The 15301-nt window shown below is 45.4% G+C and carries 13 protein-coding genes; 6 read left to right on the top strand and 7 right to left on the bottom strand.

The window, feature by feature from the left end; all coding sequences use genetic code 11:
* Positions 1 to 46 precede the first annotated feature (46 nt).
* From AB6E85_RS00355 to AB6E85_RS00325, 7 genes are all read right to left on the bottom strand, one after another.
* On the bottom strand, positions 47 to 790 hold the full coding sequence (locus AB6E85_RS00355; protein ID WP_048613788.1) for a GntR family transcriptional regulator: 744 nt from the start codon (positions 788 to 790) through the stop codon (positions 47 to 49).
* A gap of 119 nt (positions 791 to 909) precedes the next feature.
* Complete coding sequence (locus AB6E85_RS00350) at positions 910 to 2196, bottom strand: OFA family MFS transporter (protein WP_372140963.1); 1287 nt, start codon at positions 2194 to 2196, stop codon at positions 910 to 912.
* Between the two features lie 94 nt (positions 2197 to 2290).
* Positions 2291 to 3244 (bottom strand): PfkB family carbohydrate kinase, encoded by a 954-nt coding sequence (locus AB6E85_RS00345; protein ID WP_059018222.1) that lies wholly within the window; start codon positions 3242 to 3244, stop codon positions 2291 to 2293.
* Positions 3234 to 4256 carry an ADP-ribosylglycohydrolase family protein gene (locus tag AB6E85_RS00340; protein WP_052880400.1) on the bottom strand — a complete coding sequence of 341 codons (1023 nt, stop codon included), beginning with the start codon at positions 4254 to 4256 and terminating at the stop codon, positions 3234 to 3236. Before AB6E85_RS00340 ends, AB6E85_RS00345 begins: the two co-directional genes overlap by 11 nt.
* Positions 4257 to 4330: 74 nt before the next feature.
* Positions 4331 to 5629, bottom strand: coding sequence for a nucleoside permease (locus AB6E85_RS00335; protein ID WP_372140962.1), 1299 nt, complete (start codon positions 5627 to 5629; stop codon positions 4331 to 4333).
* A gap of 340 nt (positions 5630 to 5969) precedes the next feature.
* Positions 5970 to 7133, bottom strand: a complete 1164-nt coding sequence (locus tag AB6E85_RS00330) for an amino acid permease (protein WP_372141235.1) — start codon at positions 7131 to 7133, stop codon at positions 5970 to 5972.
* A 342-nt stretch (positions 7134 to 7475) separates the two neighbouring features.
* Positions 7476 to 8501 (bottom strand): LysR substrate-binding domain-containing protein, encoded by a 1026-nt coding sequence (locus AB6E85_RS00325; protein WP_372140961.1) that lies wholly within the window; start codon positions 8499 to 8501, stop codon positions 7476 to 7478.
* A gap of 66 nt (positions 8502 to 8567) precedes the next feature.
* Here AB6E85_RS00325 and AB6E85_RS00320 point away from each other — a divergent pair, with 66 nt between their 5' ends.
* The 6 genes from AB6E85_RS00320 (at position 8568) to AB6E85_RS00295 (ending at position 15243) form a co-directional block, all read left to right on the top strand.
* On the top strand, positions 8568 to 10004 hold the full coding sequence (locus tag AB6E85_RS00320; protein WP_372140959.1) for a Mur ligase family protein: 1437 nt from the start codon (positions 8568 to 8570) through the stop codon (positions 10002 to 10004).
* Positions 10005 to 10141: 137 nt separating this feature from the next.
* On the top strand, positions 10142 to 11287 hold the full coding sequence (locus AB6E85_RS00315; protein ID WP_372141233.1) for a D-alanyl-D-alanine carboxypeptidase family protein: 1146 nt from the start codon (positions 10142 to 10144) through the stop codon (positions 11285 to 11287).
* Positions 11284 to 12504: an MFS transporter gene (locus AB6E85_RS00310; RefSeq protein WP_372140958.1), complete on the top strand. Its 1221-nt coding sequence runs from the start codon at positions 11284 to 11286 to the stop codon at positions 12502 to 12504. The genes AB6E85_RS00315 and AB6E85_RS00310 overlap by 4 nt, the downstream gene beginning before the upstream one ends.
* Before the next feature lie 147 nt (positions 12505 to 12651).
* A complete protein-coding gene (locus tag AB6E85_RS00305; protein ID WP_372140957.1) occupies positions 12652 to 13887 on the top strand; it encodes a MerR family transcriptional regulator in 1236 nt (411 codons plus the stop codon).
* The gene (locus tag AB6E85_RS00300) at positions 13888 to 14457 is read left to right on the top strand and encodes a GNAT family N-acetyltransferase (protein WP_372140956.1); all 570 of its coding nucleotides are present in this window, start codon (positions 13888 to 13890) and stop codon (positions 14455 to 14457) included.
* A 237-nt stretch (positions 14458 to 14694) separates the two neighbouring features.
* Positions 14695 to 15243, top strand: a complete 549-nt coding sequence (locus AB6E85_RS00295) for a carboxymuconolactone decarboxylase family protein (protein WP_017061666.1) — start codon at positions 14695 to 14697, stop codon at positions 15241 to 15243.
* The last annotated feature ends 58 nt before the right edge of the window (positions 15244 to 15301 follow it).

The following is a 15301-nucleotide window of genomic DNA, read 5'->3' as shown; positions in this document are numbered from 1 at the left end:
CAGGACTAACGGGCTTTTTGTAACTGCTGTATTTTGGATGCGAGGTTTAATCTTCGCTCACGAACACATACATATCACCACGACAGCGGTTGATGCTGTATTCAATCGGAACGCCTTTTTTATCATAAGCGGTTTGTTCGATAAGCAGCACTGGTACTGTTTCATCAATGTTGAGCTTCTCTAGAAATTCTTCTGTTGGCATCTTAGCGGATACACGACTTTGTGTTTTGGTTGGCGAGATATCTTGGCTACGGAAGTAGTCGTAAAGCGACAACTGAATCTCGTCTGGGTCATGGATCAAATGAGCAGGGACGTAAGACTCTTCGATAGAGACAGCTTGTTCGTCGATGTAACGAACGCGCTTCAACAAAAATACTTGATCGTTCTCGGCGATTTTGAGCATCTTGGCGATTTCTGAAGAGCAAGGAACAACGTCTTTCTTTATCCACAATGTGTCGGGTTTTTTGCCTTTTAAAACCACTTGTTGAGAGAAGCCTGTCGCTTCTTTACTTGAGTATTCAACAGTCTCGCTGATCATAGTACCCAAGCCACGAGAGCGCACTATCACGCCTTCCTTATCTAGAATATCCAATGCTTTACGAACCGTAATTCGAGAGACACCAAGCTTGTCGCTGAATTCACGTTCCGTTGGGATAAAGTCACCGCCCTTCAACATTTGTTGCTCGGTCGCGAGCTTTACTGAATCGGCAATCTTCAGATACAAAGGTGATTTATCTTTCTGTTCGATTCGCTCTTGAATCAAGGTAAGCAGTGGTTGATAAGCGCTCATAAAGGTCTGTTTTAGCTTTTATATTTAACCGAAGTATACCCGAAGTCTGAGTCCACACTTAAGAGAAATGTGAAATCTGAGGGCGAAACAAAGATTCCACCACTCAGAGAGTCATTGAGTTAGCTTGAACGTTCAAACTGATAATTGGAGGCTTCCCCATTGTCGCTGCACGGTTCTGTAGAAATGGGTTTGACACGGAAGGTCAGTATCGTAGCGATGCTCACCAATACTGCACAGATCAAATAGGCGATCGAGTAACTGTCGTACCAATCCACCGATATCGCCGCAAGGATAGGGCCGATAAAGCCGCCAATCCCCCAAGCGGTATAAAGCACACCGTAGTTGGCACCAAAGTTTTTCAGGCCGTATAAGTCCGCCATAATTGAAGGGAATACCGCTAATAAAGTGCCGTACCCAATGCCCGCTAACGCAGCGCCAACCATTAGTGCTGAGCTAGAGACAAACTGGCTGAACAGCAGCATATTGATGGTTTGCAGGCTCAGTGCAATCGCTAACGTTTTCAATGCGCCAATCTTGTCGCTGAGAAGTCCAGAAACCAATCGGCCTGCTGAATTGAATATCGATAAAGTCACGATTAAATACGCGCCTTCTAAGATATTGGCTTGCTCTGCCGCGATAGAGGTGATGTTGGCGATGATCATCAAGCCAGCTGCCGCGCCGAATGCGTAGGTGAACCACAATAAATAGAACTGTTTGGTGGCGAGCATCTCTCTCCACATGTAATTTCGGCTGACCGTTGATGCAGGCGTTAATGCGTCAGGCTGTGATGAGCTGACTTTAGGCTCATAGCCCTTTGGCGGATTTTTGATAGAACAGGCCAGTGGAAAGGCGATAAGAATCAAACTTGCCCCAAGTATTTGAAGGCTTTGCTCTAGACCGAATTCTGAGATTAGATAGCTAGTAAGCGGTGCCAAGTAAATAGCAGCCAGCCCGAATGCAGTGGCGAGTAACCCATTGACCATGCCTTTTTGAGAAGAGTGAAACCACTTCATCGCGGTTGGATTCAAACAAGCATAAGCGAATCCAATACCGGCACCAGTGACTAGACCAAAGCTCACATTAAGGTTCCAAGGCGTTAGGGAGAGGCTCGCCAAGATCATTCCCGCGCCAGCCATCAAAGAACCCACCATTAATACTTTTTGTGGGCCGATTTTATCTTGAATACGACCAGCAATGAGTAGCGCCAATGATAGGGTGATTATAGTGATGGTGTAGGGCATCGAGGCTTGAGTGTTGTTCCAACCGAGTTCTAGTAGCGAGTTCTTAAAAACGCTCCAGGTATAGAGAACACCGATGCAAAGGTTGATCCCACAGCTCGCAAGCAGAATCCTTGTGGCTTTGTTATTTGCATTAGAAAAACGGTTCATAACAGAAGAATGATTCATATTAGAAAGGCCAAAAAAGCTAGGTAAAAGAAAGACAGGCATAACAAAAAGGCCCAGTAATACTGAGCCTTGTGTCTACATGACTTAACAGGAATTAGTATTGGTTAAGGTAGTGAGTTATCTCGTCAACGCTTGGCGCGCAGTCGCCACCCACATGACTCACCACATAAGACGCAACCGCATTGCCAAGTAAGATCGCGTCAGGCAGTTCCCAGCCGGAAGCCAAACCCGCTAACACGCCACCCGCATGGGTATCACCTGCGCCAATAGTATCAACCACGGTCGCTTTAAATGGCGCAACGTTCCCGTAGCCATCTTGAGTAGCGAACAGAGCACCATCACTGTCGATACGCAGAATCAGTGGGCAGCCATACTGGTTATGCCATTGTTCTACAAACGCGTTTATCTCTTGCATGCCGAGCACTTCGGCTTCTTGGCGATTTAAAGATATGGTCGGTTTCAGCTTGATTAGGCGATCAAATAATGGCTTTGGAATGTCTCCAATACGAGGACCGAAATCGATGAATAGTTCAATACCGCTTGGCAGTGTTTCAAGCCAAGTAACGATTTGTTCTCCACAAGCTGAAGACAACTGGTATCCAGAGAGGTAGATGATCGCATTGTCTTGAAGCTTGAGTTGTTCAAGCGCTTGTTGATTCCAGTTGTTCTCAACGCCACTGACGGACAGGAAAGTACGTTCGCCATCGGGTTCAACGAGCGCTAAGCACCAACCATTGTCGCCACTTGGATCTTGCAGGCTACTAGTTAGGCCTTTCTCTGCCATCGCGGCAGTGATGATGTCCGCCCATTTACCTTGGCCAATCGGTAGAGCATTAATAGATTCAACGCCGAGCTTTTTTAAAGCAATCGCGATGTTGAGAGCGCAACCACCAACGTGAATGCCTTTCTCTGTGAGCTCGACATCAGTGCCACGTTTCGGGAGAGCAGGTGTTTCTGTCACGATATCGACCACAGCCGCGCCAATCAGGCACAACTGTCGTTGGTTCTGTAAGGTTGGAATCAATGTAACCAAAGCACTATGAGGCATACCCTTGCTCCTTAATCTCTCTTAAGCGTACGAAGGTTTCAGCGTAACCGGTAAAGTCGAGTTGGTTTTCGTCATCGAGCTGTTTTTTCAGTTCGACATCGATAGCTTGAATACCATTCAATGCGCCACAAATTGCTGTAGCCATTGCGCCTATCGTATCGGTATCACCACCTAAGTTTGCACATAGAATGGCACAGCGATTTGGATCGGTTTGAGCTAGTTCGACCATGGCGATTGCTGCTGGTACAGACTCAATTGTGCTCACACCAGCGCCAACAAGGTTATAGATCTTTTCCATACGCTCTTCAACGCCGCTGTTTTCTGAAGCAACCATCAGAGCCAATTCAATGCGAGCCCCCATCGAAGCGCTGAAGGTGGTGATGTTCTTAGTTTGAGCTGCAACCGCAATCGCGGGTAGTTGATCTTTGATTGCGTTCCAACTGTGACCTTCAATCGCTTTAGATATCGACCATGCAATAGCTACAGCACCAGAAATCGCTACGTCTGATTTATGGGTTGGGCTTGAAGCTAATGCGACTTGGTCGATGAAGGTGTCTAGGCTAGTGGTTGGTACTAGGCAGCCCATTGGAGACACGCGCATTGCCGCACCATTGGTCACGCCGTTGTTTTCTAGTTCATCAATTGATGTCCCTTCCTTGATAGCGCGCATCGCGGCTTTTGAACTCGGGCCAAAAATGTTCTTATTGAATGCATCAAAACCTTCAGCCCAACTTAATACGTTACGAGCAATAATCTCTGGTGAGATTTCGCCATCGCATTCAATGATAGCGTCTGCAAGAGCCAACGCCATTGAGGTGTCATCTGTGAACTGGCAAGCATCGAAATAGCAAGCGGCGTTGTTTTCAGCTGGCCCCGGCAGGAAAGAGTCAATCCAACCAAAGTGTGCTTTTACTCGGCTTCTTGGCCAAAGCTCTGATGGCATTCCCATGGAATCACCCAGTGCTTGACCATAAAAAGTGCCTAAAATTCTGTCTTGTTTCGAAATGTTCATCTTACTTCACCAAAAATAGGTTATCTAAAAGCTGCTCAGTCAGAAACTAGGAGAGAGACTGAGCAGGTATAAAATTACGCTTGAGCTTTTTCTACTTGAGTCTGCTCTGATGGGGTTCCATCTGATTTGTTGTCGATTTTGATCTCTTTGATCTCGCCGTTTGGCTCACGGAAGAAATACATAAAGATAACGAGGATGATGGCTATCATGATGGCGCCGAAGCCCCACATACCACTCCAGTCAAACGTTAGTCCGTTTTGTGGTTCGTCATAAGCGAACATCTTCTCCATCAACACGCCACCTAAGCGGTAACCCAGCAAGCTACCAATACCTTGGCAACCCAGTGTGATAAGGCCTTGCGCAGCGGTACGCATGTGAGCCGGTGCTTTTTTGTCGACATAGATGTAGGCGGTAACGAAGTAGAAGTCGTAGCTCACACCGTGCAATAGGATGCCTGCGAACAGCAGTGAGTAGAGGTACCAAGTGTCTGCGCTACCGTAAACGAAGAATCCGTAACGAACTGCGGCAGTAAATAGACCAAGAAGTAATACCTTCTTAATACCAAATCGTTTTGTGAAGAATGGTAGTGCCAGCATAAAGAAGATTTCAGAGAACTGACCCAGCGTCATCCAACCTGTCGCATTACTCATTCCGACTTCAGTTAAGTAGCCGTTAGCGAAGATGTAGTAGAACGCTAGAGGCATGCTGAACATGAAAGAACAAACGAAGAATGCTAGGAAGTTTTTGTCTTTTAGCAGCACGATAGCGTCTAGGCCAAGCATCACTTTAAGGCTGAGTTTTCCGGTACTTTTCGGTGGTGTATCTGGCAATGTTAGCGCGAAGATACCCAGAGCTAAAGATGCTAAAGCGGTAAGAATAAGTGGAATATTGCTTGATGAAATATCACCATAGCCTAACCAACCTGGTAGGAAGCCGATAGCGATACCAGAAGCAATCCAACCGATAGTGCCCATTACACGAATGCGCGGGAAGTCACGTTCTACGTCTTCTACGTTAGAGAAAGCAATGCTGTTGGTCAGTGCAATCGTCGGCATGTAAGTTAACGAGTAAAGCAAAAGTAGTGGGAAGAAGGTGGCGAACTCGGTTTGCTGAGCCGCTAAGTACATCAAACCTGCACCTGCTATCAACATTACAGAAAGTACTTTCTGTGCAGCGAAGAATCGGTCGGTGATTGATCCAACTAAGATCGGTGAAATGATCGCGGCGATCGCGGTACATGCGTAAGACCATGCGATTTCAGTTGGTGTGAATCCATTGGTATTGAGTATTTGCCATAGGGGAACAAACCATGCTCCCCAGATAAACCATTCAATGAACATCATTGAAGACAGTTTGAAGTTATTCGATTTCATTATTATGTCCTTTAGTACTGTAGGGTACGCAAATGATGGTATTTCAAATGATAATACCAATACAATACCATTGAGGTTGTTTTGTGATCTAATTATCAGATGTATCAGCAATCGATCTATTTTATATGATCATAGAACATGCTGTTTTGAGCAGGGCTGGAGTTTGAAATACTGAGAGAGGGTTTATCTAAATGATTGTTTTAATTACTTTGCCTGCAGGCTTAGTTAATTGGGTTTGGCGATGAAGGCAGAGTTTGTAGATAAGAATATTAGGCATAAAAAAAGAGCAGCCAAAGCTGCTCTTCTTGGTATCTTTTTAGGTCTATGACCGAGTGATGATCTACCCCATAAACCAAGACACGAAAATCAACGCGCCAAAACCGAATGTTGCCATTAGTGCCGTGTCGCCGCCGGCTGCTGTATAGCTGCCTTCGGTTTGTAGGTGAGGGAAGTCAGGTCTACGAACCTTAACCACCATTGCGAGTGGACCCCAGATAGCTAGGAACACCAGCACCATACCTGCGTAGTCCAACATGCTTACAAACTGGCTAGCGAACAGCTCTGCTAATACCAGAGGTAAAATGAAGGTCAACGCATAAGCCAACGCTTTGTTGTTGGTCACCGCGTCTTTGTTTTGGTCGTAAAGCGCCATCGACACGCCGAGGAAAGAAGTCACCAAGGCTAAAGCAGAGAACAGAGCGATCACCACTTTCAACCAAGCAGATTGGCCGCTGAACGCAGAGATCAACTCAGAGATATTGTGGAACTGGCTGATCGCGTCAGTGCCGAGGTTGCCGATAATCGCGAGTAACCAAGTTAGGTAGCAAATTAATGGAATCACTGAGCCAAGCAGAATCATATTGCGGATCTGCTTTTGAGTCGCTTCACGGTTGTAGATAACCAGTGATGGGATCACTACCATAGAGGCAAAGCTAGTAAAGATAACTGCGCTGTACTGCACCACGTCGTTGGCCGTGTATTGGCTGGTTTGAGTTAGGTAATCAAGACGAATGTTGCTAAACAATGACGCGATAACGATAAACAACATCACGACCATCAAGATGAATAGCCCGCGATTCAGTTTGTCGATATAAGACTTGCCCGAGACGACGATAGCGCCCATTAATAGGCTAAAAATGGTATACGCAACGGATGCCGATACATCGACACCCACATCGAGCAGTAGCTTATGAATGATGTCACCGACACCCAAGATATAAGCGATCAACATGCATACTAGCAGCAGGTAAAAGAGTGCATTGATAAAGTGTTTACCTTTGCTGCCCAGAGTGAGGTAAGCAACACTGCTCATGCCACTGTTGTCTTTGGTTTTAGTACACGCTTCTGCCAGTAGGAGTGCAGAGTATGTGGTGCCAATAAAGATAAGTAGCATCAGCACTGAGCTGATCATGAAGCCAAATTGAGCCAACACCATTGGGATAGCCAACATGCCAGCCCCTAATGCCGTTCCCGAAAGGATTAGGGAACTGCCGAATAATTTCATATTCAAGAAAAACAACCTCAAGCGATCCAATTAATTTTTGTTTGGATTGTAAATAATTGTTTCCAAGACTAACAAAATACTCAGTAAAGTTAGGGGTTAATTTCTAATAAATTTTGAATTTTTCTAAAAAAGTTAAGAAGTGATTTGCGAGGGGTATGCTTGGTTGGGTTAAGCATTCACCTTTTGGTTTGTTTTAGCGTTTTGATAACTTTTGTAAATTGATGGGCACTCAATAATTTTGGGATCTGCGGTCGATTAAGTGGTGATTTAACTTAAGTGAAGTAGGGGCAAACCTTGCTTGTTTCATGAATCCTTGCTTGCCCCTAGCTAGTAAACCTCAACTCATTTGATGAGTCGAAGTTCTTTTACTTTTTCTTGAATTAGGTTCTGCACTAGCTGGGTAAGAAACTGGATACGTGGATGACTGGCGTCGCGTTTTAATGTCACCATATCGACGTTAAAATCTGGGATTTCAATGGGTGGATCGCATAGTACTAAATCATCATCTATCAATTCAGAACGGCCTACCATCTCTGCCATTACGGCTAATACATTTCTTCCCGAAAGCATTCTTCGAATGGTCAAGAAACGTGTTGTACCAAGCACCACATTACGTTTTACACCGATATTTTCTAGCGTGATATCGACTTGGCTCGTCAGTTCTTGGTTAGCCGTAATTATCATTTGGGGTGTCTTCAAATAGGTATCGAGCGGTATTGGGAGTGTGGTCTTCAACACCTTGTTATCAAAGGTACAAAGGTGCTTTTCTCGGTAAAGAAAGGTGGTATCCAAATGGCTTGGTAACTCCTGAAAAACACCAATACAGAGGTCCGTGTTTTGGTTTTCGAGTAATGTCACGCAGTTCGCACTATCGACCGGCTTGAGCAGGACTTTGCTGAGCGGGGCAAGTTGCTGAAGAGTGTCAAAAATCTCAGGACCAAAAATCTGCTCTGCGTAATCACTGACACCAATGGTGAACTGTCCTGCGTAACTCTCTGGCTCAAATTGTTCCGCCGGTAAAATATCTTGCGTGAAAATCGACAAAATCGTCTGAACCTTAGGGGCAATCTCATGGGCTCTTATCGTCGGTTGCATCTTGTTGCCTTGCCTTTCGAAGAGAGGATCCCCCAATAACTCCCGGAGTCGTTTTAGGTTGTAACTGGTGGCGGGCTGTCCCAAGTGCAGCTCCTTTGAAGCTGCCGATACACTCTTTAAGCGAAAAAGCGCGTCAAAAGTGAGCAGTAGGTTGAGGTCGATTCCACGCCAATTAAGATCTTTCACAGCAATATTCTCATTTGGTAGAGATAACACTAAAGAATATAGGTTATCAAAATGGCTGATGACTTGAATTGATTTGTTCAATTTCATCGATGTGCTACAGGAAAATATACTCGACTCAATTAATAATTCCTAGCTAACAGAAAGGATAAATGAATGTTGAGCGAGACATTGAAAAGCTTCTTAAAACAACTGGGCGCATTGTCAATTAGGCGCTTCTCAACAAACAGTGAACACGTTCAGTGTCAGGATGTATTCGTTTGTCGTGAAGGGACGAGTCATGATAGTCATCGTTATATTGAAAGTGCAGTTACGAATGGTGCGGTTGCCATCATTGCAACAAAACCTATATCGGCATCGGTACCAGTATTCGTAACGGGAAGCTATTACCAAAGCTTGCTGCTCATCAAGGCTTTTTATCAGTATCCGCATAAGAAAATTCGCCATATTGGTATTACGGGCACAAACGGAAAAACGACCGTTGCACATGGTTTGAATCAGGTTCTAAAGACCAATCGACAGAGCGCTTATATTGGAACGCTCGGCGTTGAATATGCGGGTAACAAGCAAGAATTGAGTAATACCACGCCAGACAGCGTGACATTGTTGAACTTATTCAAAGATATGGCGGATGCGCAGGTCACTGATAATGTTATGGAACTGAGCAGCCATGCGTTGGTGCAAGATAGAGCAGGGTTCGTCCCGCTGTCTGTTGGAGTGATTACCAATATTGGCCGCGACCACCTTGATTATCATAAAACACTGGATGGTTATGTTCAGGCTAAGCTGCAGATCCTGGATCGCATTCAACCCAATGGCACCGCTGTGATTAACCTTGACGATCCCCACGCCAATGTCGCGATAGAGCGAGCAAGCAGCCGAGTGAATGTCCTAACGTTCTCAATGAATAATTCAGAGGCGGATCTTTATGTCGAAGATTTGAACGTTGAGCCATTTGGCGCCACTTTCATCCTCAATAATCAAGGCAACAAAGAGCGCGTTTTCAGCCAACTGCCTTTTCTGTTTAACGTTGAAAATACCTTAGCGATGGCGGCAACATTGTTGGCACTGAATTGGTCGCTAGCTGATATCGCTAACGCCTTGAATAGTGTTGTTGCGCCGGATGGACGTTCAAAATATCTGTCTTTGGATAATGGCGCATTGGCCTTAGTTGATTACGCACATAACTTTGATGGTCTATCGGCTCTCTATCAAGGCATCCAATCCCAGTTGGTTAAGCGAGTGATTACTGTCGTTGGTGTGACTGGCGACCGAATACGAGATGCTGCTGATATCGGCAAACTATGCGCTACCCATTCTGATGTTGTTATTTTTACTTCGGATAATCCACTTGGTGAGATGCAAGAGGATATTTTTCGTGCGTTAACTTCGCAAGTTAGCCCCACGCTTTGCTATGAGATTAGCGACCGCTATGAAGCCATTCAATTAGCCAAACAACTGAGTCGCGGTGGTGACCTTATCTTAGTGTGCGGTAAAGGCTCAGAAACGCACCAGTACATCACTACCAATCAAGTTGGCCGCCAACGCTATATTGGCGATGTTGCTGCACTGACTTTGGAGGAAGTGCTTTGAGTAAGATTTCGGTATTGAAGCTCAATGTCTCCTTGTCATTAGCTGCGGCAGCAAAGGTTAAAAAGAAACTAAAAGAAAGGCTTCTGAAAGAAAAGCTTCGCTGGGCGAGAGCGTTGACTTACTTATTGTTAGCGGGAATGAGTGCTCCAAGCTTCGCTGTGGTAACCCCGAACCCGCCTGAGTTGGCTGCCAAAGGTTATGTTTTGATGGATTTTCAGTCGGGTAGCATCATTGCAGAGCAAAACTCACGTGCCATTTTAGCCCCTGCCAGTTTGACCAAATTAATGACGGCTTACGTCGTTGGGCAAGAGGTTAAGGCCGGTCGATTGACATGGCAGGATAAAGTCTCGGTCAGTGAAAACGCGTGGTCGGCAAAGTTCTCAGAGTCATCCAAGATGTTTATTCAGCCCGGGGACGAGATTTCAGTTTTAAATCTCATGAAAGGGGTGATCATTCAATCGGGTAACGATGCTTCTGTCGCACTGGCAGAGCACATCGCGGGGAGTGAACAAGCCTTTGTTAGCCTAATGAATGGTTGGGCGAAGTCGCTTGGGCTGCAAGATACTAACTTTGTGAATGCGCATGGCTTAGATGGCGAAGGAATCCAAACTTCTCCGTTGGATATGGCGATTTTGATGAAGTCGATTATTCAGGATGTACCTGACGTTTATGCTTTATACCAAGAGCGTCGGTTTACTTGGAATAAGATCACTCAATACAACCGAAACAAGCTGCTTTGGGACAAGTCAATTAATGTCGATGGCGGAAAAACGGGCTATACCGAGAATGCGGGTTACAGCTTAGTCAGCTCGGCGACGGAAGGGAAGATGCGCCTGATATCGGTCGTTATGGGCACTACTAGTCCACAAGCGCGAACCTCTGCCTCAAAGAATCTATTGAGTTATGGGTTTCGTTTTTACGACACCAAACAAGTGATGCAAGAGGATCGAATAGAGTCTCAGGTACGAGTTTGGAAGGGGAATACAGAACAAGTCGGTGCCAAGATCGCCGAAGATGCGTACCTCACCATGCCAAGAGGGTTAGTCGATTCGCTGCAAAAATCTGTGGTCATGACTGAACCGCTGCTCGCGCCTATTGATCAAGGAGCTGAAGTGGGACGAGTTGTTTGGAAGAGTAACGGTAATACGGTGGCAACTTTCGCTTTAGTGGCAGAGCAATCTGTAGAACAAGGATCTTGGATGGTACGACTTTGGGACAGCATTCAACTTTGGTTACGTGGTCTATTCTCTGACTTAGTAGGTCGGATTGAGGTAAGCGAATGAGCACTAGAACGGACATTACTCCAATGTGGCGCAATAGAGATTATATTCGCCTGCTGTCTGCTCAAATCATATCGTTAGTCGGCACAGGAATGAGCTCCATCTGCTTAGCTTTGCTCGCGTATGAGCTGTCGGGTGATGAAGCAGGGATGGTGCTGAGTATTGCATTTGCTTTGAAGATGTTGGCGTACATAGGACTCGCGCCAGTATTTGGTGCAATTGCACATAAGTTACCGAAACGAAGGACTTTGTTCGCGCTGGATTTGATTAGGGCGCTGTTGTTTGTCTGTTTACCGTTTGTCACCGAAGTGTGGGAAGTCTATGTGTTGATGTTTCTCATCAATGCGTGTTCTGCGGGTTTTACTCCCTTGTTTCAATCAACGCTACCTTTGGTCTTGGTGGATAAAACGCAGTACGCGAAAGCATTGTCGTTCAGCCGAATGGCTTACGATCTTGAGCAGATCTTTAGCCCAATGCTAACGGCTCTATTGTTGAGCCTGATTGGTTTTAGACAGTTATTCATGCTCGATGCGGCCACTTTTCTGCTGTCTGGTGTGTTGATCTTACTGTGTACATTACCGAATTTGAAACGAGTGACAGAATCAGCGCATAAAACGAAAAAGACCAGCGCTGTGCAAGCGCTGCGTAATTACTTGAATAAACCTAAGTTGAGAGCTCTGTGGTTCGCATACCTTGCCGCGGCCAGTGCTTCTGCGATGGTACTGGTCAATACCGTTATCTACGTACACGAAGTGCTGCACGGTGACGAAACGCAAACCGCATTAGCAATGATGGTCGTTGGTTTGGGTTCCATGCTTATGGCACTGCGCTTACCCAAGTGGTTAGAGAGTCACTCGCCGCAACATTTTCATTGGATAGGATTGCTGACGATTTGCGCCTCTTTTGCCGTTGGCAGTTTCACACCCGGTTGGGTTGGCTTTGGCGTAATGTGCTTAGCCATGGGCGTTGGAATGTCTTGTATTCAAACTTCCGCAGGCCTATTGATCACCCAAGCGTGTGAGGGAGAAGATACCGCCCCGTATTTTGCTGCTCACTTCTCTTTAACGCATTTCTGGTGGTTTTTTACTTACTTGATCGCGGGGATAAGCGTGAAGCTGTTTGGTATGAGTGCCGGCTATTTAATTATGGGAGCTCTTTGTGTCATTAGCGGCTTAATGTATGCCTCAATCAAAGAGACGTTCAGCGAGAATAATTGCTAGTCATAAAAGGAAAAGCTTATCGCTAAAAGACATGCCAAAGAGCGTTACCAGTTTGAAGCTAAACAAGATGAGAAAAATGCTTAATTGAGTGTTGACCTGACTACAACTTCATAGTTTATCTTATAGATAGAAATGAGGGAGAAGTGCATGTATCGCATATCTGAATTAGCGGAGCTCGTTGGTCTGAGCCGTTCAACGCTTTTGTATTATGGAAAGTTGGGTTTGATTGAAGCTCAACGCACCAGTAATGGTTATCGAAGTTATTCCGAACGCGACTTGCAGCGTGTGAAATTGTTGCAGCAGTTACAAGCGGGTGGCCTGACGTTGAAAGAGTGTCAGGCGTGTTTAGATGCCAAGGTTGACCGCTCCTTGTTACAAAACCGACTCGAACAATTGGACGAAGAGATCGCTCAGAAACAGCGTTCGAGAGATCTTTTATCGGCTCTGTTAGGGGAGAGTGGTTTGCAAGGTTGGCATGAATCGATGGACAAAGTGGCGCCTGATGCACACCTCGATTGGCTAATTAAGCAAGGCTTTGATGAGAAGCAAGCACTGCGACTGAAATGGCTTTCAAAAGACATGAACGATCATGACCAGTACATGGCGGATTTTGAAGTGATCTTTGAGGGTTTACAGCGTTTAGGGCCAGGAACAGCGGAAGATACTTTGGCGGCGTTGGCTCGAGTTCCAGTTTCTCCCAAACGTGTGCTTGAGATCGGTTGTGGTAAAGGTATTGCCACCTCTGTGTTAGCGAAAGCCATAGTAGAACATCAAGCGGATGTGCACATAACGGCGGTAGATAATGATCAACCGAGTTTAGATATTCTGACTCAGCAAGCACAGGCTCTTGGCTTAGAAAGAAACGTCCAAACCGTGTGCGCGAGCATGATGGATCTACCGTTTGAAGCTAAGTCGTTTGACCTAATTTGGTCAGAAGGCAGCGCTTACATCATGGGTGTTGAAAAGGCACTAAAGCAGTGGCGAAATTTACTCAGTGATGACGGCATATTGGTCGTCAATGATTTGGTGTGGAATACCGAACAACCTAACGAATCGAGCAAAGCGTTCTGGCAAAAAGAGTACCCAGACATGACGATGGTATCCGAGCGAATTAAACAATCACAAGTTGCGGGTTATGAAGTTTTGGATCACTTTGCAATGAGCGATGCTGGTTGGCTTGCGTATTACCAGCCCTTTCAAAAGCGAGTAGAAGCTCTTAAAGCAACGATGCCGAACTCAAAAGCGCTGGTAGATTGCGACAATGAAGTTAAACAATTTTTCGATAGCAGCACATCAAAGAACGGTTTGGATCAACAGCCTTCTAAAGTTTCTAATCAACGTGACTTTGATTATCAGTTCTTTGTGCTCAAGAAATTAAAGTAAGTGAGTAACACCATGAAATTTAGGCAATATAATTCAAACGAAATCGAAAAAATCACTCAAGTTTTCACTCAGACCTTTACGGATTCAGAAGGTGAGAACGAAGGTAAAACCGTGGGTAAGCTTGCCTACGACCTTTTAACGACCACAGCTCCGACAGAGCTACTTTGCTTTGTTGCTGAAGACGATTCTAGTGAGTCGGATGCGGATAGCACTATTGTAGGCGCGATTATCTTTACGCCGCTTTCATTTGATGATGAAACCAAGGCATATTTGCTTTCACCAGTCGCGGTGAGCACTCAGGTGCAAAAGTGTGGTATTGGCCAGAAACTGATTAACTTTGGTTTGCAGGTTCTGACTGAACAAGGTGTTGAGCTTGCAGTGACTTACGGTGATCCTGACTATTATTCCAAAGTGGGCTTTGAGCAAATCACTGTTGAACAAATCCCAGCGCCATTTGAATTAAGTTTCCCTCACGGTTGGTTAGCTCAATCGTTGACTGGTGGTCAAGTCAAAGTAACAAGTGGAAAGTCGAGCTGTGTTGAAGCTTTGGCTCACCCCGAATATTGGTAGTCGCTTGCAAAAAAATTGAGAAAAAGAGAAAGCCCATCAGGTGTTGCCTGTTGGGCTTTCTCGTTATGAACAAAAGATATCCGTCAGGCTTCAAAGCACAATCTGAACGAGTGTTCAAAATAATACTTGAACGATCGTTCTTGTTTGATCTATATTGTTTTCACGCCAACGGAGAACATTCATTAATTGCTCCGTGATTGAATAACTTTAGAACCGTAAATTGATAGGGATAGAGCAATGAGCAACTTCAAAATTCACTCAGTAGAATCCGCGCCTGAACAAAGCCAACCTATTCTTGAAGGCGCTAAAAAGCAGATGGGCAGAGTGCCGGGCTTGTTCGGTGTGTTGGCTGAATCTCCAAACACACTTAAGGCTTACACCCAGCTTCATCAGGCGTTTAGTGACTCATCTTTCGATGCTGAAGAGCTAACGGTGGTTTGGCAAACCATCAACGTTGAACACGAATGTCACTACTGTGTTCCTGCACACACTGGCATTGCACATTCAATGAAGGTTGATCCTGCAATCACCGAAGCACTGCGTAATCGCACGGCTCTACCCACTGAAAAGCTGCAAGCACTGCATGATTTTACGCTGAGCATGGTACGTAACCGCGGTAATGTGCCTGAAAGTGAAATGGCAGCATTTTTCGAAGCGGGCTACGGTCAGCAACAAGTGTTAGAAGTGATTCTTGGCCTGTCTCAGAAAGTGATCAGCAACTACGTAAACCACGTTGCTAAAACACCAGTAGACAAAGTCTTCGAACAGTTTGCATGGCAAGGTTAATTTACCCTTAGCCAAGTAAAGAGTAAGAATGAAGAAAGCCCCGCTCAGTTGAGTGGGG

Origin of the sequence: Vibrio sp. 10N.247.311.51 (genome assembly GCF_041467855.1) — a bacterium.
GTDB lineage: Bacteria > Pseudomonadota > Gammaproteobacteria > Enterobacterales > Vibrionaceae > Vibrio > Vibrio coralliirubri.
The sequence above is the reverse complement of the archived record's forward strand: the minus strand, read 5'-3'. Positions and strand labels throughout refer to the sequence as shown.

Excerpts from the sequence above, each read along its gene's own strand:
- AB6E85_RS00355 (WP_048613788.1), bottom strand. The coding sequence starts at position 790 with ATGAGCGCTTATCAACCACTGCTTACCTTGATTCAAGAGCGAATCGAA.
- AB6E85_RS00350 (WP_372140963.1), bottom strand. The coding sequence starts at position 2,196 with ATGAATCATTCTTCTGTTATGAACCGTTTTTCTAATGCAAATAACAAA.
- AB6E85_RS00345 (WP_059018222.1), bottom strand. The coding sequence starts at position 3,244 with ATGCCTCATAGTGCTTTGGTTACATTGATTCCAACCTTACAGAACCAA.
- AB6E85_RS00340 (WP_052880400.1), bottom strand. The coding sequence starts at position 4,256 with ATGAACATTTCGAAACAAGACAGAATTTTAGGCACTTTTTATGGTCAA.
- AB6E85_RS00335 (WP_372140962.1), bottom strand. The coding sequence starts at position 5,629 with ATGAAATCGAATAACTTCAAACTGTCTTCAATGATGTTCATTGAATGG.
- AB6E85_RS00330 (WP_372141235.1), bottom strand. The coding sequence starts at position 7,133 with ATGAAATTATTCGGCAGTTCCCTAATCCTTTCGGGAACGGCATTAGGG.
- AB6E85_RS00325 (WP_372140961.1), bottom strand. The coding sequence starts at position 8,501 with ATGAAATTGAACAAATCAATTCAAGTCATCAGCCATTTTGATAACCTA.
- AB6E85_RS00320 (WP_372140959.1), top strand. The coding sequence starts at position 8,568 with ATGTTGAGCGAGACATTGAAAAGCTTCTTAAAACAACTGGGCGCATTG.
- AB6E85_RS00315 (WP_372141233.1), top strand. The coding sequence starts at position 10,142 with ATGAGTGCTCCAAGCTTCGCTGTGGTAACCCCGAACCCGCCTGAGTTG.
- AB6E85_RS00310 (WP_372140958.1), top strand. The coding sequence starts at position 11,284 with ATGAGCACTAGAACGGACATTACTCCAATGTGGCGCAATAGAGATTAT.
- AB6E85_RS00305 (WP_372140957.1), top strand. The coding sequence starts at position 12,652 with ATGTATCGCATATCTGAATTAGCGGAGCTCGTTGGTCTGAGCCGTTCA.
- AB6E85_RS00295 (WP_017061666.1), top strand. The coding sequence starts at position 14,695 with ATGAGCAACTTCAAAATTCACTCAGTAGAATCCGCGCCTGAACAAAGC.